Genomic DNA, 21,741 nt, shown 5'->3' on the forward strand with positions numbered 1-21,741 from the left:
TCAAATTTTACGTTGCCTGAAATTATTTACCTTTGCGTTTTACTTTATGTAAATGATTGCTGTCATTATTTGTAATGATAAAGCAAAGTGCACATGAATCTCACACTTTCCTTCTCCACTCAACGTTATTACCGCATTGGTGTAAGCACGTTTTATTTTATACAGGGCATTACGTTTGCCACATGGGCAAGCCGTATTCCTGACATACAAAAAGCGCTGAACCTTAGTGATGGCTTACTGGGTTCTGTATTATTTGCATTGCCTGTCGGTCAAATTACCGCTATGGCTTTATCAGGCTACCTGGTAAGCCGTTTCGGCAGTAAAAAAATATTAAGCATTGCTGCCTGCCTCTACCCTGCCGTTTTATTGTTGCTGGGCAGCGTAACATCCTTATGGCAATTGGTTGGTGCTTTGTTTTTCTTTGGCATTTGCGGAAACCTTTCCAACATCTCCTTAAATACACAGGGCGTAGGTGTAGAACGTTTATACAGGAGAAGCATCATGGCCTCTTTTCACGGAGTATGGAGCATGGCCGGATTTGCCGGTGGTTTGATAAGCGCTTATATGGTGGCAGACAATATTCCCGTATTTACTCATTTCTGCATCGTATATGCGCTGGGTTTTATACTGATGCTGGCTGCGAGAAAATTTATGCTGCCGCGTGATGCACATTACCAGCAGGCATCGCAAAAACAAAAAATATTTGTAAAACCCGACAGGTATATTATAACATTGGGCATTATTGCTTTTGCATGTATGATATGTGAAGGAACAATGTTTGACTGGAGTGGTATTTATTTTGAGAAAGTTGTAAATGCACCCAAAGATCTTACCCGTTTAGGTTATGTGGCTTTTATGTTTACCATGACCGCCGGAAGATTTACAGCAGACTGGCTGGTTACAAGATTTGGCGTACACCGTGTTCTGCAATCAAGCGGTATATTTATTATTACCGGTATGATGCTCGCCATTTTATTTCCTTATGTAGGAACCGCTACCGCAGGATTTTTATTGGTAGGTATTGGTACCTCATCTGTTGTGCCCATGGCTTACAGCCTTGCAGGAAAATCAAAAACCATGGTACCAAGCGTTGCATTGGCAGCTGTTTCCTCTATTGGCTTCCTGGGATTTCTTATTGGCCCTCCTATCATTGGTTTTATATCTGAACTAAGCAACTTAAGAGTTTCTTTTACACTTGTTGCTATACTGGGCTTAGGCACCACAATAATGGCAGGAAGGCTGAAATAGTAATAAAGCCGCAACAGTCCCGGGAATTGACTATATTATCTTACCGGAGATAGTGCGGCTAAAAATAATATCTCTGAGATATACAAATCTGACCACAGAGCAGGAATACCTATTGTAACCTGCTGCTGTTCATTTAAAATTCAGCATAGAAAGCATTTCACCCGAGGGTAATTCCCTTGCGGAATAATAAAGACTAAGCTCCTGTGATGCATTTACTTTTTCTATGCTCCATATTTCGCTTACCGCTACCGACATACTTAAATCAGCACCTGTACTATTAGCAAAAGACCACTTCTTTAAGATATTTCCTTTTTCATCTTTAAGGGTAATATTTCTGTTGGTGCCTGCTCCTTTATTGGAACAATGGGTGTAAATGATTTTAAGCTGATCATTTTTATTGGCTTCCTTTAATTGCAATACTCTTAAACTTACAGGCTGGTTCACGTCTTGTTTAAGAACGATTTTATTATTCAGGTAAATCTCATATCTATCTAACCCGAAATTTGTAGTGAAGCTTAATCCGGCCAAGGATAATGCCATTACCATACATATGCGTAAAAAAGGCTGAATACAATTGATCTGTTTCATACAGTTGTAATTTTAAAATGAAGTGATTTTTGTTTACAACTGTAAGGTATATGGATGGAGGCAGGAGAAGGAAAATAATAGATCAACAGCAGGGATTATAGATGTGCACCTGTATCAGAGCAATAATATTACATAAGCCTTAAAAACTGTAGTTAAAATATTTTATCCAGGATTTTGCCAAACAAAACCTTAAGGTTTATTTTTCTGCATAGTTAGCAGAAAATTCACGTTATATTTTTCTTGCCCTTACTATTTAGTTAATGATTTCTCCTTTATTATTCGCTAGCTTTTCCCTGAATTTCCGGATATCTTCCGGCATTTGTTTAATCCAATCCTGTATTTCGCCAACAATTTTCAGGGGAGCCTGCGTACGATATGAACGTGTAAGATTACCCGGAAATTTTTTATCCGTAACGTTCGGATCATTTTCGAATGGTCCTGTAGGTTCAACAATATACACATGCTCTTTTGCATCACCTTTTGCTAACGCTGCAGCAAGCCCGGCTCCGCTGAGGAGGGCGGTGAAATAAATATGATTCATTATAAGTGAGGGATTGTAGTTAGAGCCATATCCTGCGACAAGCATATTTCCGGTCTTCATATCTGCCTTTGTACCATGATAAAATGGCCCGTTATCAGGTAATATACCTGTGAATGAATTGGCTAATTCATAGTTTTCTTTTGCCTTGTCTACTTCGTTTAAACGCTCGTAGCATTGGGCAATATTAATATACAGGGAAGCATAGGCACTTTTAACTGAATCGTCATTTAGCGCTGATGCAAATTGTAAAGCCTCCTGATACCAGCTTAATTTATCTGTAACATTTATTTGATGACGCGCCACATAATAAGCAGCAAGAAATTTTTCAAAATCGTTTGTTGCTTCGCTCCAGGCTTGCAGGAATACTCTGCCTGCTTCTTCAGATTCACCTTTTTCTTCAAAGTCCATACCCCGGATGCAGTGTTTAACAACATTATTGAATGGGCTGAATTCCATTTCTAATTATTTTGGAGTTAATATTTAACAGCCTGATAGTTTTCTGAAGTTTTCCGGCAATGGCCGCCAATGAACAGAGCATGCGGCTGAACTGCATTTTATAAAATTCGGCGGGAAACCACAGCATCAATCAAATTACACTTACAAAGATAATCACTTTGTCCAAAGTGATCTGTTAGCAAAAAGGAGTGAATACCAGACGCTATGAGTCATATCAACAACATGCTATATCAGCTTTTTTAAAGACAATCTTTTTTCGAAAAATCGAAAATGTTATTATTTGTATTCTTTATTGGCGCGATGATCCGCATATCCTTCGCAAGGGTATATAAATTTTGTTATTAGCCAAAGCAAAATATTTTCCTGTTCAGCTATTGTAAATCTGTTGTTAACGCCTCTCACAAATGCTTTAATATTTTTCCGTGGTATTATGTTTGCATCCATAAAAAAATTAACAGCCCTGGTTAAGCAAGATTTGTATATCATTTAGAATATTCAATTAATGAAAAAACCTTCTTGTCAAACCTTTAGCCTTTAACCTTACTGATCGCTATTTTAAAATCATAAAAATTCAATGAACAGGATCTCATTGCTGGTGAGCTTATGCGCCCTCATTATCAGCTCAGGTTGCAAAAACAAAAAAACGGAAACAGAAGAAAAAGTAAAATATTCCGTAACAAGCCCGCTGAAAGTTGACACCTCCTTCTCGAAAGAGTATGTAGCACAGATTCAATCGGTACGGAATATAAAAATAAGGGCGATGGAGAAAGGCTACCTGCAAAGCATTAATGTGGATGAAGGGCGATACGTAAAAGCCGGGCAGGTATTATTTAAAGTAGTGCCTACTTTATATGAAGCAGAATACCTGAAAGCACAGGCAGCAGTTAAAGAAGCAGAACTTGAAATGCTGAATGCAAAAACACTCGCGGATTCCAATATTGTGTCCAAATCGGAATCTGCTATTGCACAGGCAAAATTAGATGAAGCAAGGGCTGATATGGCATTGGCAAAACTTCATCTCTCCATGACGGAAATCAAAGCGCCCTTCGATGGCGTTATTGACAGAATTCCTTTAAAACTGGGCAGTCTAATTGATGAAGGCGCATTGCTTACTACTCTTTCCGATAACAAATCAATATACGCCTATTATAATGTGCCTGAAAGAGAATACCTGGACTATAAAGCACAGGGTGATACTGAAAACCTGCATCATGTAGCGCTGGTGCTGGCAAATAATCAATTGCACAGGTACAGAGGTATTGTTGAAACAATCGAAGGACAGTTTGACAATGAAACAGGCAATATTGCCTTCAGGGCAAAATTTCCTAACCCCGACCTGTTGCTGAAGCATGGTGAAACAGGTAAGGTACAAATGAATATTCCGATGAAGAATTCACTTGTTATCCCTCAAAAAGCCACTTATGAATTACAGGACAAAATTTATGTATACGTAGTTGATAAGGATAACATCGTAAGATCAAGAAACATTACCATAAAAAGCAGGTTACCTGATATTTATGTTATTGATTCCGGCATATCCGAAGGCGACAAAATATTACTGGAAGGTTTGCAAAGTGTAAAAGAAGATGAAAAAATTGAATTCGATTATAAGGATCCGCGGAATGTACTGTCCAGCCTTCAACTGATCAAACAATAGCTATTACTAATCCTGCAAGAAAAAGCCATGTTCAATAAATTCATACAAAGGCCTGTCCTTTCCATAGTAATATCTCTCATCATTGTTTTTCTCGGAATACTATCTCTGTTAAAATTACCGGTAACACAATTTCCATCTATCTCTCCTCCTAAGGTAAATGTTACGGCTGAATATCCCGGTGCCAATGGAGAGCTGATGACAAAAGCAGTTATTATTCCGCTTGAACGCGCTATTAATGGTGTGCCGGGCATGAAGTATATGGATGCGGATGCGGGTAATGATGGCGAAGCAAGTATACAGGTAGTATTTGAATTGGGTACCGATCCCAATATCGCCGCGGTAAGCGTTCAAAACCGTATCGCTTCGGTTATTAACAAATTACCACCACTGGTGGTAAGAGAAGGCGTAAAAATAACCAGGGAGGAATCGAACATGTTGATGTACATCAACCTGTATAGTGACGATTCCACTTTAGAGCAAAACTTTCTTTTCAATTTTGCTGATTTAAATATTCTTTCAGAATTAAAAAGAGTAGATGGCGTTGGCTTTGCCGATGTGCTCGGCGACAGGGAGTATTCAATGAGGGTATGGTTGAAGCCTGACAGAATGCTGGCTTATAAAATTTCATCTGATGATGTAATGAAAGCACTGGATGAACAAAGCCTTGAAGCATCGCCCGGCCGGTTAGGAGAAAGTTCGGGAAAACAATCGCAGGCATTTGAGTATGTATTAAAATATGCAGGAAGATATACTACAAAAGAAGAGTATGAAAACATTGTATTAAGAGCTTCTTCTGACGGAGAATTGTTGCATTTAAAAGACGTGGCTGATGTTGAATTTGGAAGTACATTCTATGACCTGTATTCAACGCTTAACGGAAAACCATCTGCCGCCATAGTTGTAAAGCAGTCTTATGGTAGTAATGCAAGGGAAGTTATTAAGAATATAAAAAAGAAGATGGAGGAAATACAGGCAGGCAGTTTCCCCAAAAGCATACATTACGAATTGAGCTACGATGTTTCAAAATTCCTCGATGCTTCTATAGAAAAAGTTGTTCATACACTGGTAGAGGCATTCCTTCTTGTAAGCTTTGTGGTCTTCCTGTTTTTGGGCGATTGGCGCTCAACACTCATTCCAGCGCTGGCAGTACCGGTTTCATTGATTGGCGCATTTTTCTTTATGCAATTATTCGGCATTACGGTTAACATGATTACATTGTTTGCATTAGTGCTCGCTATTGGTATTGTGGTAGACGATGCGATTGTGGTAGTAGAAGCCGTACACGCAAAAATGGAAAAGGAAAACCTGAACCCGCTTGCTGCAACCAAAGCAGCCATGAAAGAGATTGGCGGCGCTATCATTGCCATTACGCTGGTAATGGCGGCGGTATTTGTCCCGGTTTCGTTTATGTCTGGTCCTGTAGGTGTTTTCTATCGGCAATTCTCTGTTACGATGGCCACTTCCATTATTTTATCAGGCATTGTGGCACTAACGTTTACGCCTGCACTCTGTGCCATCATTCTTAAAAATACACATGGCAAGAAAAAGAAAAATATACTGTCCCGGTTTTTAGATTCATTTAATAATGGATTTAATAAGCTGTTGGGCAAATACAAAAACATTGTTGCTAAGATTGCTAACAGAAGAGTAGTAACTTTTCTCGTATTGCTCGCTTTTTGTGCCGGAACATGGTTTATAAGTTCTTCTATTCCTTCAGGATTGATACCCAACGAAGACCAGGGCGTGTTTTATGCCATTATACTTACGCCTCCAGGCTCAACCCTTGAAAGAACAAACCAGGTTGCGCTTGATCTGCAAAAGATAGCAGCAAAAATGGAAGATGTGAAATCCGTTTCTTCCATGGCAGGATATGAAATTTTATCTGAAGGAACAGGTGCTAACTCCGGCAGTTGTTTGATTAATCTTAAAGACTGGAGTGAAAGAAAACATTCACTCCAGGAAATTATGGATGAACTGGAAGAAAAGTCGAAAAATATTAAAGGTGCAAGTATTGAATTCTTTCCACCACCTGCATTACCCGGCTATGGCGCAGCCGGTGGTTTTGAATTACGCCTGATGGATAAAGCCGGAAGCGGCGATTACAAAAAAATGGAAGCAGTAAGCAAAGACTTTGTGAAAGAATTGAGCAAACGTCCCGAAATAACTTCTGCGTTTACGTTTTATAGTGCCAGCTTTCCACAGTATATGCTGTCGATAGATAATGATAAAGCGCAACAAAAAGGCATTACTATTGAAAACGCGATGGATAATCTTTCAACGCTGATAGGCAGTAACTACGAAACAGGTTTTATTAAATACGACAGGCCGTATAAAGTAATGGTGCAGGCATTACCGCAATATCGTGCCCTGCCCGAAGATATCCTGAAGTTTTATGTAAAGAATGATAAAGGCGAAATGGTACCTTATTCCGCATTTATGAAAATTGAAAAAACTTATGGCTTGTCTGAAATAACCAGGCACAATATGTACAATTCTTCCGAAGTTAGCGGCGGCCCTGCACCCGGCTACAGCAGCGGCGCAGCTATTGCGGCCGTGCAGGAAGTAGCTGAAAAAAAATTACCAAGAGGATTTGGTATTGAATGGTCTGGTATTTCGCTGGATGAAGTAAGAAGAGGAAACGAAGCCTTGTATATATTCATCATCTCACTGGCATTCGTATATCTTGTATTATCCGCGCAATACGAAAGCTTTGTATTGCCTTTACCAATACTGCTCTCCTTACCTGTAGGTATTTTCGGAACATTCTTTTTATTAAAAGTAATGGGGCTTGAAAATAATATATACGCGCAGATAGCAATGGTAATGTTGATTGGTATTCTCGGTAAAAATGCGGTACTCATTGTGGAATTTGCCGTACAACGACACCGTGCAGGAAGCTCTCCACTACAAGCAGCTATTGATGGCGCTGGAGCAAGGTTACGTCCGATCGTAATGACATCCTTTGCATTTATAGCAGGACTGATACCCTTAGTATTTGCCACAGGCCCTGGCGCAGTGGGCAACAGAACTATTGGTACAGCCGCCGCAGGAGGTATGATATTCGGTACAATATTCGGGGTACTGATCATCCCGGGTATCTATTACATTTTTGCCAAAATATCGGAGAAACATATTATGGTAGAAGGTGAAGAAGAAAACCCTTTAACTGAAGACATAGATAACGCATAATGAAACCAGTGAAATTTATATTAATGGCAGGTATTGCATGTACATGCATATTATATGCAGGTTGCAAAACACCCGCATTGGTGCAGGCGCCCGAAGCAAAAACACCACCCGCAAATTTCAGCAATGCTCCTGATTCGGTTAACAACAGCGGCGTAATAAAATGGAAAACATTTTTCTCAGACAGCCATCTAGTAAGCCTGATTGATACCGCGTTAAAGAACAGCCAGGAGCTTGCCATCACATTACAGGAAATAGATATTGCCCGTAATGAAATGCGTGCAAAGCAAGGAAGATTACTGCCTTTTATTGAAGGAGGTGTAGGCGCAGGCATTGATAAAACAGGGCGGTATACCAGCCAGGGCGCGGGTGATGCATCGACAGATATTACACCGGGTAAACAGGTGCCTGACTGGTTGCCCGACTACCGGTTTGGCATAACCGCATCATGGGAAGCGGATATCTGGAAAAAATTACGCACTGCAAAAAAAGCTGCTTTCACCCGTTATCTCTCCACTATTGAAGGAAAGAATTTTGTAATTACCAACCTTATTGCAGAAATAGCTAATTCCTATTATGAACTGCTTGCACTGGACAATCAATTACAAATAGTAAGACAAACCATACAGTTACAGCAGAACGCGCTTAATATTGTACGCCTACAAAAACAGGCAGCAGCAGCCACTGAACTGGCGGTTAAGAAGTTTGAAGGAGAGGTACTTGGCTCACAAAGTCTGGAATACGATGTTCTGCAAAAAATCCAGGAAAAAGAAAACAAGCTTAACTATTTGCTTGGTCGTTATCCGCAGCATATTGACAGGGATACTACCGGCATATTAAATATCACGCCCTCACAGGTTGCTGCCGGCATTCCTTCGCAGTTATTACAAAACAGGCCGGATATCAAACAAGCGGCGTTGGATCTTGAGGCTGCAAAACTGGATGTAAAAGTGGCAAAGTCGGAATTTTATCCATCATTTAATATTGTTGCAGGTTTGGGCTTCCAGGCATTTAACCCTTCTTATCTCATAAAATTTCCTGAATCTTTATTGTTTTCCTTAGCAGGTGATCTTGCCGGACCGTTGATCAATAAAAGTGCTATCAAGGCAGAATACTATAGCGCCAATGCAAGACAAATACAGGCAGTATATAATTACGAACGTACCATACTCAATGCCTATATAGAAGTATCTACCGAACTATCCAATATTAAAAACCAGCAACAGATATTCGAATTGAAAGCAAAACAGGTAGATACGCTTACTGCCACCATAAATATTTCGAATGCTTTATTTAAAGCTGCAAGAGCGGACTATCTCGAAGTGCTGTTGTCACAACGCGATGCATTGGAATCGAAAATGGAACTGATTGAAACAAAGCTTCGCCAGTTTAATGCAGTTACCAATATATACAGGTCGCTTGGCGGAGGGTGGAATTAAAGCAGAAAATAATTGTAAAGACAATTAAAACCATTGAATACTTTAACCCTCTTTTTTAAACAACTGAATGGTTTTATTGGTAATAAGAGGTTTAGCCCAGAAACCGATACTGATAATATAGCTCATTGTAATATAAAGAAAACAATAGCCTGCTTTCAGCCCCCAATGGTCTCCTATCCATCCTGTTATCAATGGCAATATTGCACCTCCTGTAATTCCCGTTAATAATATGCCGGCAAACACACCATGGTTTTGAGTAACAGAATTTAAAGCGAGCGAGAAAATTACAGGATACATAACAGATGCGAAAAATCCTGTAAGCGGCAATGCAACCAATGCAACCTCACCTGAAAACAATAATGCTGCTGTAAGTGAAAGCATCGCAAGGAATGTAAATGATATCAGCACTTTACGGCTGTCCATAATTTTTACCATCAATAAGCCGAGCACTCCGCCTGCAGTCATTAATCCCCAGAAATAAGCCACAGCCCGGGCACCGGTTGTTTGAGGATCGTATCCGTAGTATACATTCAGATATTGCGACATCCAGTTGGCAATAACCTGCTCTGTGCCTACGTAGCAAAAAATACCAAAGAAAAATGCCAGCACCATTGGCTGTTTTATTAACTGCAGGTAGGCTTTAGCGTTACCTGCCTTTTCGTCATTTGTCAGCTCCATCTTGGGAATATTGAAACTTATAGTTACCAAAATCATCAATACACAAACAATGGCAAACAAAAAGTATAATGATATCCAGGGAAGATCCGGAGGTGTTATGGAGAATATTTTTGAGGCCATGGAATTGTTGTTGCCTATGTTCTGCACCAGGTAAGAATACACTAAAGGGCTTACAAAAGACGCAAGCCCGAATATTAACTGTGCAAGTACAGAGTTAAAAGCATAATGCTCTTCACCGCCTGCAACCCGCAGCAACGGATTGATGATAACCTGGAGCATAGCCATGCCTGCACCTATAAGAAACAGTGATAAAATTGCAGACAGGTAATTCGGGAAAAAAGCCAATAACAAAGACCCGCATAAAGCCAGTACAAAAGCAATGACCATTATCAATTTAGTATTGTATTTTTCCATAAGTATCCCGGTAGGCAGGGAGAACAATCCATAGGCAATAAAAAAGGCAAAAGGTAGCAGGGCAACCAAAAACAGGTTCAGGTTGAAACTCTTAATAATATCAGGCGTAAGGGGCCCGATAATATTTGTCATAAAAGAAATTACAAAAAATGTGATCAATACTAAGAATACGGCAGCATAGTTTCTTTGCTTCATACCGGCTTATTTATTCAGGTTTGTATAAGAATAGATAAAATATATGGCAATTGATACTACATAAACAGCCATTAATTTTTAACCCATTCCAGGTTGTCAAGCGCTCAAACCGGGTTATTGTTCAGATAACAATGGTTAGAAATATAAATATGCTACATATCAAAAACCAATTTTGCAATCCTGCCGTCCTTCCCTGCCAGGAAAACATTTTTACCTTTTTTAGCTTTGCGGCAAACGTGGAAGCTTTCCCTGCTGATCAGTTGCCAGTTCATTCCCCCATCGCCTGAAATATCTACACCGGAAGTACCACAGGTAATTAATTTTTTATCTGAAATATACTCCACACAGCTTCTGTATCCGTGAGGTGGTGTTTGAGGATTTTTCCAGGTTAAACCTCCGTCCTCTGTAACAGCGCAATTATGTACTGCAACGGTATCAGCTCTGAAATCACCTCCAACTGCAACCATATGTTTTGCAGGTTTCCTTTTTTTATTATTATATACTGCCAGTGAATTTGCCCCGGTAGTTTCCATGCCCTGCATAAGAGGCAAATCAATCTTCTTTTCACGCAAAAAAAATCTCGCTTTAGTACCGCCGCTTACAAAAGCTGCTTCAGATAAAGAGATGGCACGGATATTTGTTCCGCTTGATGCAAACATAGCTTCACCGGTTTCTCCAACCGGTAGATTACTTCCCGGTAATGCCTGCCAGCTGTCACCACTATCAAATGTTCTTGCCACAAATATCTTTCCGTTTACCGGGTCACCAATAACAATACCACTTCTTTCATTCCAGAATTCCATCGCATCAAGAAACATTCCTTTACGCTCATCAATAAAAACCTTTTGCCAGTTATTGCCACCGTCATGTGTTTTCAGTATATATGCAGGCTCTGCTATAGCCATTATAATAGCCGTTTCTGCATCAAAAGCTTCAATATCTCTGAAATCAGCTTTTTCAAATTCCGGTACCCGCATCCATTGCCATGTTTTGCCGCTATCTATTGATCGCGCTACCGTTCCATTACTGCCGCTTGCCCATATTACTTTATCATTTACTACACTCAATCCTCTTATTGAGATGGATTGCCTGGAGGTAAGTATTGTTATTTGCTGGGCATTTGCAATAATTATATAAAAAGAGAAAAGGCACAGGATGCAGGTTTTTCTTATCATATTATTTCTTTTAATTTTTTGAATGTAACAATTTCCTTTAATTTACTGACAGCATATAATTTTTTATCTTGCAGCGCTTATGCGAAAATATGTAGATGAATACCGACACAAGGGGTTACGTAAACAATTAATAGATTCACTGCGCACCAAAGGAATTACAGATGAAAAGGTTTTGCAGGCTATGAACAATACACCCCGGCATTTTTTTATGGATCTTGCTTTAGACCGGATCGCTTACGAAGACCGCGCATTTCCCATTGCAAAAGAGCAAACCATTTCTCAACCATATACTGTTGCTTACCAAACTCAGCTACTTGAAGTAAAACCATTTGAAAAGATACTCGAAATAGGCACAGGAAGTACTTACCAGGCTTGCGTGCTGGCACAATTGGGCGCACAGGTATTCACTATTGAAAGACAGAAAATCATTTTCGACCTCAATAAAAATTTTGAGTACGCAAAGAAATTCCCATCAATCAAATTTTTTTATGGTGATGGTTTTGAAGGTTTGCCAACATTTGCCCCGTTTGATAAAATTATTATTACTGCTGCCGCCAAAACAATACCGCCTAAGTTAGTTGAGCAGCTTAAACCCGGCGGCATGATGGTAGTTCCGGTTGATGAAGGAAAATCGCAGCGTATGAGCCGGATAATAAAAAAGCAGGATGGAACAATGGCTGAAGAAAAATTTGATCTCTTTACGTTTGTTCGTATGGAACACGGAAAAGAAATGCACTGATCAACACTGTTTTTGTAATTCGTTTTTTGCGCTCATCTTTACAAAGTCACCAACTCAAGCGACACCTTATGTACGAAGTGTATTTTGAACATTTTAATAAAAAAGTTCCGCTTACAGAAGCGGAGCAATCGCTTATTAAAAGCCGCCTGGCAGTAAAAAAGATACGCAAAAAACAATACCTGCTGCAGGAGGGAGATATATGCAAAACCATTGCTTTTGTAGAGAAGGGTTTATTAAGATCATACACTGTAGATGAAAATGGCGGAGAGCATATTATGCAGTTTGCCGTGGAAGGCTGGTTCATTTCCGACCTGTACAGCTTTCTTACAGGAGAGCCTGCTACCTATAATATAGAAGCCGTAGAAGATTCAGAGCTGGTAATGATCAGTAAATCGGCATATGATGAGCTGCTGACAAAATGCGCCAAGTACGAAAAATTTTCAAGAATATTAATCACGGGTGCTTATATAGCACTGCAGAAAAGGATCAATTCATTAATGAGTTTTACCCTGGAGGAACGCTATGAAACTTTTATGAAACAATATCCTGAAATAGCCCAACGTGTGCCGCAGCATATGATCGCTTCTTATATAGGTCTTACCCCTGAAACATTAAGCCGCGTACGGAAAAGAATAGCCACAAACAAGTAGTACGCCCCCGAATCTCTTGATCAAAATCAATGCTTTTTCTTGTTTTTAAGCAATGGATGAACGCATTGCAGCATACTAATTTTGCCTTGTCTAAAAAGAAAGAAAATGAAGACAAAGCAAACCATAGCAATAATCGGTGCCTCAGGTAATATGGGTTCAGCTATTGCCAAAAGCCTGTCAAAAGGCAATTACCGGTTACTGTTATATACCGAAAACACCGACAAGGTACAGCCTGTCATTAAAGAAATTCACGCAGTAAATCCTTCCGCGGATGTGGAGGCTATGCCATGTTCAATGCACGCCTCCTGGGAGGCTGATATTATTATTGTTGCCGTTCCGTATAATGCTGAAAAAAATATTGCGGAGAAGATAAAAGAAGTTGCTAATCAGAAAATTGTTATAAGCATTGCCAATCCTTTAAACAATACATTTAACGGACTGGTTACTACGCCTGATACCAGTGCAGCCGAAGAACTTCAGCAACTGCTGCCTCATGCAAAAGTGATAAAGGCTTTTAATACCACTTTCGCCCAGGATTTTGCTTCACCTGTTATTGATGGAAAAAAAGTGGATGCTTTCATTGCAGGCAATGATGAAGAAGCCCTGGAAACCGTTGCAGCATTGGTAAACACAATAGGTTTTAACCCGGTTATAGCCGGAGATCTTTCCGTAAGCAGAACACTTGAAAACATGCAGTTACTGCTTATTCAGCTTGGTTTAAAATACAATTACAACTGGCATGCAGGCTGGAAAATTTTGCACAATTAATATTTCAATAATTATTTATTCAAACATTTACTAAAACACAAATCATGAAAAAATTTGTTCTTATCGCAACGGCTTTTCTCGCGTTAACAGCTTTTACAACTTTAAGCGGGATATGGAAAAATGATCCTCCGCATTCACAACTGGCATTTACCGTTACGCATCTTGGCGTTTCAGATGTGTCCGGCACTTTTAATGATTTTGAGGTAACCGTACAATCAGCCAAACCTGATTTCAGTGATGCTGTTTTTGAATTAACCGCTAAAACAGCGTCTATCGATACGCGGGTGCAGCAGCGGAATGACCACCTTAAAAGCCCTGATTTTTTTGATGTGGCTCAATACCCGGACATCACATTTAAAAGTACCAGTATTAAGCCTGCCGGTAAAAACAACTTTAAATTAACGGGAGATTTAACCATTCACGGTATTACCCAAAAAGTAACCATGGATTTATTATACAGGGGCACTATTGAAAACCCGATGAGCAAAAAACCAACAGCAGGCTTCCAGTTAACAGGCACCATTAAGCGTTCAGATTTTCATGTTGGCGATAAATTCCCGGCACCAATGGTAAGCGACGAAGTGCGCATTAAAGCAGACGGGGAGTTTATACAATAAAGTATTCATCTAAAATTTAAAATATGAAAGTAGCATTAATAGGCGCTTCAGGATTTGTAGGCACTGCAGTATTGCATGAACTGGTCCAAAGAGGACATATTGTAACCGCTATTGCGCGTAACCCAGAAAAAGTAAGTAAGGAAGCGGGTGTAACTGCGGTAAAAGCAGATGTACTGGATGTAAAAGAACTGGAAGAGATACTGAAAAGGCATGACGCTGTAATAAGCACATATAATGCAGGCTGGACAAATCCGGATTTGTATAATGCTTTTTTGAAAGGCGCAAAGGCAATACAGGAAGCCGTAAAAGCATCAGGCGTAAAAAGGTTTATTGTAGTAGGCGGCGCGGGAAGCTTATTTATAGCACCGGGAGTGCAGTTGATTGATACGCCCCAGTTTCCGGCAGAATGGAAACCAGGAGCGCTTGCAGCAAGAGATTATCTTACTTATATACAGAATGAACAAACCTTAGACTGGACATTTTTAAGCCCTGCTATTGAAATGCACCAGGGAACATCCGGTGTAAGAAAGGGTCACTACAGAACAGGCAAAGATGAGCCGGTATTTGATGAAAATGGTAAAAGCATTATTTCTGTAGAAGACACAGCCGTTGCTATAGCAGATGAACTTGAACATCCAAAGCACATCAAACAAAGATTCACTATCGCGTATTAAAACAACGATCAGCGGATTTTTATGATGTACCGAAAGCATTTTATAAAAACAATTATTGCAGGAGTAGCAGGTATGACAACATTATCAGCTTTTAACCGGTTCACATCCGGACTGAAAGAACAGGAGCAGCTGATGCCCGTATTATTTATCGGGCATGGCTCTCCTATGAATGGTATTGAGGATAATGAATTTTCAGCAAGATGGAGAGCGATGGCAAAAGATATTCCAACGCCTTCTGCAGTGCTTGTAGTGTCTGCCCATTGGTTTACCAACGGCACAAAAATTACCGCGATGGATTTCCCTGCGACCATACATGATTTTGGAGGATTTCCACAGCCACTTTTTGATGTGCAGTACAATGCGCCGGGCAGTCCCGAACTGGCAAAAGAAACCGCTGAGTTGCTGCATTCCGCACATGTTGAACTGAATCACGACTGGGGATTGGATCATGGCGCATGGACCGTGATCAGGCACATGTACCCGGAAGCCAATATACCGGTGCTGCAATTGAGTATTGACTATACGAAAGCACCCCAATACCATTATGAACTTGCCCGGGAATTATACGCACTGCGTAAGAAGGGCGTTTTAATTATTGGTAGTGGTAATATGGTACATAACCTGCGCATGATTGCCTGGGATAAATTGGAAACTCCCGGTTTTGGATACGACTGGGCATTGCAGATGAATGATACATTCAAAAACCTCATTACTGCCGGAGATCATCAACAACTTATTAAATATGAAACTTTAGGAACAGCAGCAAAGCTTGCTATACCTACACCAGAGCATTACCTGCCATTGTTGTATACGCTGGGTTTAAAAGGCAGTAAAGACAGTGTATCTTTTTTTAATGATAAAGCAGTGGCAGGCTCTCTTACTATGACGTCGGTAAAATTTGCTAACTAAGGAATATTAATTGTGTTTAACATGAGAAAATATCTGCACCTCGGCATAAGCTGAATGCAAAACAAGAGTTACTTCTGTAGCTCTTGTTTTATTTTAGGGTTATAACTTCTTTACCTGGCATAAAAGAAAAAGCCATTGAAATTTTATCAATGGCTTTTTAATATTTTTTACACCAGTTTAATAATACTACTGGTTCATATCATCATTACCGTCTCCGATATTTCTGTTATTTTTTCTTTTGAACAGCGATACATCAAACTTACCGAAGCGATAGGAGAAGTTTAAACGTACAATCTGCCAGTCTCTTCTTCTCCACATATCCTGAATAAAATAACTGTTTTCAGAATGGGCAGAATATTTACGGGTTTTGAAAAGATCATTTACACTCAGGGTGATCGCCGCTCTTTTATCTTTCATAAATTCCTTACGAACAGCCAGGTCTATACCATAATTAGGATTGATATATCCTTGTGAAGCGCCACTCGCTCCGCCAAAGAAACCACCACCACCACCGCGCCTTCCGCCACCACCACCTTGTGGCACCAGGGTTTTTGATTGATAATCGCCGGAAAGCTGAATAGTAAAGTTAGCGGGCAGCTTAAAATTGAAATTCATCTTTCCAAAAAAAGCCCACCTGTCGTTTACTCCCAATGCAGAATCTAAACCACTGTTATCAATTCTTGCATTATAAAAATTAAGGTTGGTAGTAACATCCGCCCATTTGGCAAGCGGGTTTTTAGACGTAAGCTCAAGCCCGTAAGAGCGACTGGAGTTAGCATTGATATAAGATATTACCATAGCCGAATCAAGTTTTCCATCGGGCAACGGCACATTATACTGGCGGCTTTGATATTGTGTAATAAGGTTGTTGGTTTGTTTAAAGTAAGCAGAAGTAAGCAGGCTATGACCTCCACCCAGCGATTGTGTATAGTTAAGTTCAAAAGAATTGGTGAACTCTGGTTTTAACCCCGGGTTGCCTACACTTATATTCAACAGGTCAGACACGTCGTAAAAAGGAATTAATTGCCAAAAGTTAGGACGGTTGATTCTGCGGGAATAATTGAGTTGCAGATCCTGACCTGGCTTAAAGCTTTTGGTAAGAAATAAACTTGGGAAAAATTGCAACGGGTATTTGTTTGAAAACTGTTCTCCAGTACTTATTAATGTTCCTTTATAATTTGAGCTTTCTACGCGCAAACCCAACTGGTAAGTAAATGATTCGCCCATTTTATTGGAATAGGTTGAATATGCCGCATATACCTGGTCGTTATACTTATAGTTTGTGCTGGCAGACGGAATTACAATATATTGCCCGATATTATAATCGTAAGATGAGTTTTCAGAAATAGTTTTTGTATTTCTGATGGCGGCACGCATACCTGTTTCCAGCTTACCTTTTGAAACAGGCGTTACAAAATCTGTTTGTACTGTCCAGTTTTTGCTGGTGCCTGAACCATTCAGTAATTGTAGCCCGGGATTCGGCAGCTTAGCTCCATTATCGTCATAATAAGTGGTTATGTAGCTGCCTGTATTAGAATTTTTATTCGCATTAAAATTAATATCCGCCGTTAGTTCCCTTCCTGATTTTGGAAATAAATGTTTAAACCCGATAGCAGGTTCGTAGCTGTCGAACTTTCTTTTCGTATTGGTCTGCCTGATGGCATTTTGAGTTTTCACAGGAGTGGAAAGCGTATCTATATGAATATTATCATCCTGGGCTGAATTGAATTGCCCATGTGGTGAAGTAAAGGATACCGTCAGCGTATTGCGGTTATCCATGAAGTAATCAAACCCAACCCGGCCAAATATAAACTGACCTTTATTAGTGCTGTTGCTCGACTGATTAAGAATAGTATTTTCTGATTTATCAGCATATATATTTTCACGATAGGTATTGCCTTCGCTTATACTTTTACGTTGGTTAAAATTAAGCCCTGCAAAAAAATTCACCTTGCCTTGTTTAATGTTGATATCTCCGCCAAGATTTACCCTTGCGCGGGAATCTATACCTGCTCTTATATTACCATTATAGCCTGCTTTGCGATTTTTTTTCAGTATAACATTAAGAATGCCCGCAGTACCGCCGGAAGCATCAAACCTGGCAGAAGGATTTGTTATGATCTCCACGCTTTCAATAGCATCGGCGGGAAGCTGATCAAGCGTCATGGTAGTTGGTCTGCCATCTACAAAAATGGTTGGAGACGCATTTCTCAACGTTACATTTCCGTCAATATCAACATTTACGCCGGGCACGTTCTTCATTATTTCCGTAGCGGTTTGCCCCGTAGTTACAATATTCTTATCTACATTAAATATTTTCCTGTCTACTCCCATCTGGAACATGGGTTTGGAAGCAACAACTTTTACTTCGCTTAACTGCTGTACATCAGCGGTCATTTTAATATTACCCAGATCTTTATCAAGTGCATCTGCGGAGCTGGCTCCTCCCTGGAGACTAAATCCTACAGTTGTATCTATGGGTGTATATCCTATTGCCGTGATCAAAAGCCTGAATGTTCCTCTTACAGGTAAGTTTTCAAGACTAAAATTTCCTTTTGAAGTAGTTAACTGACCGGCTACAGACACATCTCTTTGTTTGCCGGTAGCAGAATCCCTCCTTGATTGCATCAACTGAACTGACGCCGCATCAATACCCTTATTATTCGCTACATCCACAATCTTACCATAAAACCTTCCTGCGTTCATTCCTCCGCCCCCCTGTCTGGCTCCCATTGGCCTGTTTTGAGATAATACGGCAAAAGCACTCAGCACAAAAAAAGAAAGTAGTAAATATTTTTTCATCCTGCAAAATTGCAAATACAAATGGAGGTTTCAAAGCTATTTAAGTTAATGAACGTTAAAGGTATTCAGGCATTTATACAACATTATTTTCATTCAGGTAAAATAGCGGTTTAACCCCGCTTTATGTGTTCCTGGTGAATGAATATAAAAGGATAAATAAAGCTTTATTGAAATTTTGCCTCAATCAGTTTTTCATCTATTTTTGCAGCCTCATAATGGTGGCTGTAGCTCAGTTGGTTAGAGCATCAGATTGTGGTTCTGAGGGTCGCCGGTTCGAGCCCGGTTAGCCACCCGGCTTAAAGCGGTATTTTATACCGCTTTTTTATTTCCCTCTTCCATTCATATATTGTTACAGGGAATTAGTATTCATGATATTGCCGTTCGTGAATATTTACAAATCCTTAGCTAAGGGATTTGCATTTCCGGCAACAATACCGTATTATTTCCGTTATTTTTGAGTATGCAAAAAGTGTTGAAGCTTATGTTTAATAAAAAAACTTTGCCTTTCCTGCTGGTGATTGTTATAGCAGGAGTCTTCGTAGCGTTTCAAACAAATGGACTTGGTAATCCGCCTACGAAATATGAAAAGATACTCAGACAGGTTGGAATGATGCTTGAACAGGGACATTACAGCCCTAAAAAGATCGATGATGGTTTCTCAAAAGAAGTATTTAAAAAATACCTCGAAGCCATTGATCCGGAAAAACAATTATTTCTTCAGTCAGATATTGACCAGCTAAAAAAATATGAAGATAAAATTGACGATGAAATTCATGGAGCGCCTCTTCAATCGTTTTACGCGATAGAGGAGGTATACAAAAAACGCCTCCAGGAATATCTCTCTTCTTATAAAGAGATGCTTACAAAGCCATTTGATTTTACTGCTAATGAAACTTTAGTAGATGATAAAGAGAAGTCAAGTTTCCCTGCTAACGAGAAAGAACGTAATGAAATCTGGCGTAAAAGATTAAAATACCAGGCACTGGTTCGTTATGCTGATCTTATTGCCACTAATGAAAAAAATAAAGCATCTAAAGAAAAGGTACGGACAGATGCCGATATGGAAAAAGAAGCGAGAGAAAAAGTACTTCAGGCTACAGACCGGATAGCGGAACGCTTAAAGACCAGGTTTACGGAGGAAGACAGGTTTAACTATCTGGCCAATACCATTACTTCCTGTATGGATCCGCATACCACATTTTTTCCACCGCTAGAAAAAAGATCTTTTGATGAACAAATGAGCGGCAGGTTTTATGGTATAGGTGCTTCCCTGCGTCAGGAAGACGGGAATATTAAAATCATGACATTGGTTACCGGCAGCCCTGCATGGAAATCAGGAGAAGTTCAGGTGGGAGATATTATTAGCAAAGTAGGACAGGCAGATGAAGAACCACAGGATATGACCGGTTACGATACAGAAGATGCGGTAAAAATAATTCGCGGTAAAAAAGGCACTGTAGTAAAGCTCACCCTTAAAAAATCTGATGGCAGCACAAAGGTGGTTACGCTTGTAAGGGATGAAATAAAGCTTGAAGAAACATTTGCCAGAAGTGCTATCGTTAATGAAGGAAGCCGTAAGATCGGGTATATATATCTTCCCGAATTTTATGCAGACTGGGAGCAACCTAATGGTGCAAGATGTGCGGAGGATGTAGCCAATGAAATTAAAAAGCTGAAAGCTGAAAATATTGACGGTATTATCATGGATCTGCGTAATAATGGAGGCGGTTCATTATTTGATGTGGTACAAATGGTAGGATTGTTTATTGATGAAGGTCCTATTGTTCAGGTAAAAGACAGGGATGGCAATCCATCTGTTTTAAAAGATAAGGATAAAGGAGTGTTGTATGAAGGTCCGTTGGCGGTGATGGTAAATGAATTCAGCGCTTCGGCTTCTGAGATCTTCGCGGCTGCCATCCAGGATTATCACAGGGGGATCATAATAGGCAGCACTTCTACCTACGGAAAAGGCACCGTGCAAAGAAATATAGGTTTGGATGGCGGAAGAAGTTTACTGCCCGGGGCAGGAGATGATGCAAACCTGGGAACAGTAAAACTTACACTACAGAAGTTTTACAGGATCAATGGCGGATCCACACAATTAAAAGGAGTAACGCCTGATATTGTAATTCCGGACCAGTATGAGTATTTTAAACTGCGCGAAAAGGATAACCCGGATGCATTGAAATGGGATGAAATCACAAAAGCTAAATATACGCCCTGGAGCACAAGCTCATCAGTGCAATCTATCAGCAAAGTTGAAGAAGAAAGAATAAGCAACAACAATGTGTTTAATGAAATAAAAAAGAACACGGAGCTACTGTCAAAATTGAACGATGGTGTATATACCCTTAACCTTAAAAAATACCAGGAAGAGCAGAAAGAGATCAAGACCATTGCCAAACAAATTGAATCTCTCATGAAAACAGAAAAAGAAAATCCTGTGGAACTGATAGAACAGGATGTTGCAAAGGTTGGTTCTGATACGGCTAAGCTGGAACGTCAGAAATTATGGCTTAAAGGACTTAAAACTGATATCTACCTGAATGAAACAGTAAATATCATGAATAATATTATAAGCCAGAATGCTATTGCAAAGTCGAAGTAATCAATAGATTCCAAATATTCTCCGTATAAAAGCTGCCTTAAAAAGCAGCTTTTATAATTTATAGCTTATAAATATTCGCCACGGCCCTGTTTGCGGTGATATTATTCTGATTTTTTCAAAAAAAATACTTTAGCAAATGCTAAATTAGGGTAAGCGCCTGCTTTTTTACTTTCAACGAGTTGCATAATATACCAATGCTGTTTAATTTTACGTTGTAATAATATCCTTGTAAATACTAAAATTTTAATCCATGAAAACTCAAGCTTTAAGAGCTCATCAGACAGTTGAAATCCCTACCTGGAAATTAGTAGCCAAATTAGGCTTGCTGGCAGCATTTTGTATGGGAATATGCTATGCTTTTGCAATAGGTGTATCTTCCCTGGCAACAATGTTCTAA

The 21,741-nt window shown here is 39.7% G+C and carries 17 protein-coding genes and 1 tRNA gene; 13 read left to right on the top strand and 5 right to left on the bottom strand.

Features of this window, described 5'->3' with window-relative positions; translation table 11 throughout:
• Positions 1–93: 93 nt before the first annotated feature.
• Positions 94–1,248: an MFS transporter gene (locus DC498_RS00075; protein ID WP_116872085.1), complete on the top strand. Its 1,155-nt coding sequence runs from the start codon at positions 94–96 to the stop codon at positions 1,246–1,248.
• 129 nt (positions 1,249–1,377) lie between these two features.
• Here the strand turns inward: DC498_RS00075 and DC498_RS00080 are convergent, their stop codons facing one another.
• Together DC498_RS00080 and arr are read right to left on the bottom strand one after the other, a co-directional pair.
• The gene (locus DC498_RS00080; protein ID WP_133176717.1) at positions 1,378–1,836 is read right to left on the bottom strand and encodes a hypothetical protein; all 459 of its coding nucleotides are present in this window, start codon (positions 1,834–1,836) and stop codon (positions 1,378–1,380) included.
• Between the two features lie 253 nt (positions 1,837–2,089).
• Entirely contained in the window at positions 2,090–2,482 is a 393-nt protein-coding gene (arr, locus tag DC498_RS26695; protein ID WP_370443889.1) for an NAD(+)--rifampin ADP-ribosyltransferase, read from the bottom strand.
• A gap of 925 nt (positions 2,483–3,407) precedes the next feature.
• Here arr and DC498_RS00095 point away from each other — a divergent pair.
• Genes DC498_RS00095 through DC498_RS00105 form a run of 3 tightly spaced genes read left to right on the top strand, consistent with a single transcriptional unit; the run spans position 3,408 to position 9,115 of the window.
• Positions 3,408–4,490, top strand: a complete 1,083-nt coding sequence (locus tag DC498_RS00095; protein WP_116872089.1) for an efflux RND transporter periplasmic adaptor subunit — start codon at positions 3,408–3,410, stop codon at positions 4,488–4,490.
• A 27-nt stretch (positions 4,491–4,517) separates the two neighbouring features.
• Positions 4,518–7,679, top strand: a complete 3,162-nt coding sequence (locus tag DC498_RS00100; protein WP_116872090.1) for an efflux RND transporter permease subunit — start codon at positions 4,518–4,520, stop codon at positions 7,677–7,679.
• A complete protein-coding gene (locus tag DC498_RS00105; protein WP_116872091.1) occupies positions 7,679–9,115 on the top strand; it encodes a TolC family protein in 1,437 nt (478 codons plus the stop codon). Before DC498_RS00100 ends, DC498_RS00105 begins: the two co-directional genes overlap by 1 nt.
• A 42-nt stretch (positions 9,116–9,157) precedes the next feature.
• Here DC498_RS00105 and DC498_RS00110 read toward each other — a convergent pair whose 3' ends face one another.
• Both DC498_RS00110 and DC498_RS00115 read right to left on the bottom strand, forming a co-directional pair.
• A complete protein-coding gene (locus DC498_RS00110) occupies positions 9,158–10,402 on the bottom strand; it encodes an MFS transporter (protein WP_116872092.1) in 1,245 nt (414 codons plus the stop codon).
• Positions 10,403–10,554: 152 nt separating this feature from the next.
• Positions 10,555–11,577, bottom strand: coding sequence for a WD40/YVTN/BNR-like repeat-containing protein (locus DC498_RS00115; RefSeq protein ID WP_116872093.1), 1,023 nt, complete (start codon positions 11,575–11,577; stop codon positions 10,555–10,557).
• Positions 11,578–11,656: 79 nt separating this feature from the next.
• On the opposite strand from DC498_RS00115, the gene DC498_RS00120 reads away from it, so the two are divergent.
• The 6 genes from DC498_RS00120 (at position 11,657) to ygiD (ending at position 15,934) form a co-directional block, all read left to right on the top strand.
• A complete protein-coding gene (locus DC498_RS00120) occupies positions 11,657–12,316 on the top strand; it encodes a protein-L-isoaspartate(D-aspartate) O-methyltransferase (RefSeq protein ID WP_116872094.1) in 660 nt (219 codons plus the stop codon).
• 68 nt (positions 12,317–12,384) lie between these two features.
• Positions 12,385–12,966, top strand: coding sequence for a Crp/Fnr family transcriptional regulator (locus DC498_RS00125; protein WP_116872095.1), 582 nt, complete (start codon positions 12,385–12,387; stop codon positions 12,964–12,966).
• Positions 12,967–13,071: 105 nt separating this feature from the next.
• Positions 13,072–13,734 (top strand): NADPH-dependent F420 reductase, encoded by a 663-nt coding sequence (locus tag DC498_RS00130; protein ID WP_116872096.1) that lies wholly within the window; start codon positions 13,072–13,074, stop codon positions 13,732–13,734.
• A gap of 44 nt (positions 13,735–13,778) precedes the next feature.
• The gene (locus DC498_RS00135; RefSeq protein WP_116872097.1) at positions 13,779–14,351 is read left to right on the top strand and encodes a YceI family protein; all 573 of its coding nucleotides are present in this window, start codon (positions 13,779–13,781) and stop codon (positions 14,349–14,351) included.
• A 23-nt stretch (positions 14,352–14,374) separates the two neighbouring features.
• Positions 14,375–15,025, top strand: coding sequence for an NAD(P)-dependent oxidoreductase (locus tag DC498_RS00140; protein WP_116872098.1), 651 nt, complete (start codon positions 14,375–14,377; stop codon positions 15,023–15,025).
• A gap of 21 nt (positions 15,026–15,046) precedes the next feature.
• On the top strand, positions 15,047–15,934 hold the full coding sequence (gene ygiD, locus DC498_RS00145) for a 4,5-DOPA dioxygenase extradiol (protein WP_240627795.1): 888 nt from the start codon (positions 15,047–15,049) through the stop codon (positions 15,932–15,934).
• A gap of 186 nt (positions 15,935–16,120) precedes the next feature.
• On the opposite strand, the gene DC498_RS00150 is transcribed toward ygiD, so the two are convergent.
• On the bottom strand, positions 16,121–18,736 hold the full coding sequence (locus DC498_RS00150; protein ID WP_116872099.1) for a TonB-dependent receptor domain-containing protein: 2,616 nt from the start codon (positions 18,734–18,736) through the stop codon (positions 16,121–16,123).
• Positions 18,737–18,954: 218 nt separating this feature from the next.
• On the opposite strand from DC498_RS00150, the gene DC498_RS00155 reads away from it, so the two are divergent.
• The 3 genes from DC498_RS00155 to DC498_RS26030 all read left to right on the top strand — a co-directional run bounded on the left by DC498_RS00155 (position 18,955) and on the right by DC498_RS26030 (position 21,741).
• Positions 18,955–19,028, top strand: a tRNA-His gene (locus DC498_RS00155).
• Between the two features lie 189 nt (positions 19,029–19,217).
• The gene (locus tag DC498_RS00160) at positions 19,218–21,344 is read left to right on the top strand and encodes a carboxy terminal-processing peptidase (RefSeq protein ID WP_116872552.1); all 2,127 of its coding nucleotides are present in this window, start codon (positions 19,218–19,220) and stop codon (positions 21,342–21,344) included.
• A 250-nt stretch (positions 21,345–21,594) separates the two neighbouring features.
• Positions 21,595–21,741, top strand: coding sequence for a hypothetical protein (locus DC498_RS26030; RefSeq protein ID WP_165813701.1), 147 nt, complete (start codon positions 21,595–21,597; stop codon positions 21,739–21,741).

It is taken from the genome of Terrimonas sp., from assembly GCF_003075435.1.
Classification (GTDB): Bacteria; Bacteroidota; Bacteroidia; order Chitinophagales; family Chitinophagaceae; genus Agriterribacter.